At 62.8% G+C, this 2,305-nt stretch carries 2 protein-coding genes; both read left to right on the top strand.

Annotated elements, in window-relative coordinates:
- Window positions 1-414 (top strand): HpcH/HpaI aldolase family protein (locus F8N12_RS27370; protein ID WP_263596532.1); only part of this gene is annotated, 414 nt, incomplete at its 5' end.
- A 15-nt stretch (window positions 415-429) separates the two neighbouring features.
- Window positions 430-1,863 carry an aldehyde dehydrogenase gene (gene aldA / locus F8N12_RS27365; RefSeq protein ID WP_150583127.1) on the top strand — a complete coding sequence of 478 codons (1,434 nt, stop codon included), beginning with the start codon at window positions 430-432 and terminating at the stop codon, window positions 1,861-1,863.
- Window positions 1,864-2,305 lie beyond the last annotated feature (442 nt).

Below are 2,305 nucleotides of genomic sequence, written 5' to 3'. Positions count from 1 at the left end.
CGCTGGGACGGCGTGGCCGATTACCTGACCACCGCCCACGAGCAGCTGTGTCTGATCGTGCAGGTGGAATCGCGCACCGGCGTGGAAAACGTCGAAGCCATCGCAGCGGTCGAGGGCGTCGATGCGGTGTTTATCGGCCCGGCGGATTTGTCCATCGGCCTCGGTCATGCCGGCAATCCTGGCCACCCTGAGGTTCAGGAACGCATTCAACACGCCGTGCAAGCGACACTTGCGGCCGGCAAGGCCTGCGGGATTCTTGCGCCTGACGAAGACGACGCGCGCCGGTATCAGAGCTGGGGATGTCAGTTCATCGCGGTGGCTATCGACATCAGCCTGCTGCGCCAGAGCGCCAGCGCGACCCTTGCCCGTTACCGCACCCCAGCCACCGTCCAAGCGCCTTCGCGCACTTACTGATCAAGGAGTCGTCTGATGCCTTCCGTGCCTGTCTATGAGAACTTCATCAATGGCCAGTTTGTCGCGAGCGATGCTCACCTGGACGTGATCAATCCGGCCACCGGCGCCATGCTGTCGAAAGTCCCGGCGTCGACCGCCGAAGACGTGGACCGCGCCCTCACCGCCGCGCGCGTCGCGCAAAAAGACTGGTCGCGCAAACCGGCAATCGAACGCGCCGGCCACTTGCGCCGGATCGCCGCCAAGCTCCGGGAAAACGTTGCCCATCTGGCGCGCACCATCACCCTGGAACAGGGCAAGATCAGCGCGCTGGCGGAGGTCGAAGTCAATTTCACCGCCGATTATCTCGACTACATGGCCGAATGGGCGCGTCGTCTCGAAGGGGAAATCATCACCAGCGACCGCCAGAACGAAAACATCTTTCTGTTCCGCAAGCCACTCGGTGTGGTGGCCGGGATTCTGCCGTGGAATTTTCCGTTCTTCCTGATCGCGCGCAAGATGGCGCCGGCGTTGCTGACCGGCAACACCATCGTGATCAAACCCAGCGAAGAGACTCCCAACAACTGCTTTGAATTCGCCCGACTGGTGGCGCAAACCGACTTGCCAGCGGGCGTGTTCAACGTGGTCTGCGGCGATGGCCGGGTCGGTGCGGCCTTGAGTGCGCACAAGGGCGTGGACATGATCAGCTTCACCGGCAGCGTCGACACCGGTTCGCGCATCATGGCCGCCGCCGCGCCGAACATCACCAAGCTCAACCTCGAATTGGGCGGCAAGGCGCCGGCCATTGTACTGGCGGACGCCGACCTCGATCTGGCAGTCAAAGCCATTCGCGACTCGCGGATCATCAACAGCGGGCAGGTGTGCAACTGCGCCGAGCGGGTGTACGTCGAGCGCAAGGTCGCCGATCAATTGATCGAGCGTATAGCCGCGGCGATGAGTGCCACTCGTTACGGCGACCCGATTGCGCAGGCGGATGTGGAAATGGGCCCGCTGATCAACCGTCAGGGCCTGGACAGCGTCGACCGCAAGGTGCGCACGGCGTTAAGCCAGGGTGCGAGTCTGATCAGCGGCGGGCAGATCGCCGACCTGCCCAATGGCTTTCACTTCCAGCCGACGGTACTGGCCGGGTGCAGTGCACAGATGGAGATCATGCGCGAAGAGATTTTCGGCCCGGTGCTGCCGATCCAGATTGTTGATGACCTCGACGAGGCAATCGCCCTGGCCAACGATTGCGACTATGGCCTGACCTCGTCAATCTACACCCGCGACCTGAACAAAACCTTGCAAGCCATGCGCGAGCTGGACTTTGGCGAGACTTATGTGAACAGAGAACACTTCGAGGCCATGCAAGGCTTCCATGCCGGCGTGCGTAAATCCGGGATTGGGGGTGCGGATGGCAAGCATGGGTTGTATGAGTACACGCATACGCATGCGGTCTATGTGCAGGGCTGAGGCTTCATGGCGTATTCGCTCAAAACAGCTGCGCTCCCTGTAGCAGCTGCCGAGCTTGCGAGGCTGCGAGGCTGCGAGGCTGCGACGCTGCGCTCTCCGTAGCAGCTGCCGAGCCTGCGAGGCTGCGACGCTCCGCTCTCTGTAGCAGCTGCCGAGCCTGCGAGGCTGCGACGCTCCGCTCTCTGTAGCAGCTGCCGAGCCTGCGAGGCTGCGTTCGGCTGCGTAGCAGTCGCTGGATCAATCAATCGGGTATTCCCGGCCCATCCCGTCCACAGGTTTCACGACTGCTGCGCAGCCGAACGCAGCCTCGCAAGCTCGACAGCTGCTACCAATGCCCGGCGGTATTTCGGCTCAGAAGTCGACCGTCGCCGACAGCAGGTAAGTCCTCGGCGTCGCCAGGGTCATCCCGGCTCACTGTCATCCGAAGCGCCGGCTGAGCTCC

Source organism: Pseudomonas fluorescens (assembly GCF_902497625.1).
GTDB lineage: Bacteria > Pseudomonadota > Gammaproteobacteria > Pseudomonadales > Pseudomonadaceae > Aquipseudomonas > Aquipseudomonas fluorescens_BQ.
The sequence above is the reverse complement of the archived record's forward strand: the minus strand, read 5'-3'. Positions and strand labels throughout refer to the sequence as shown.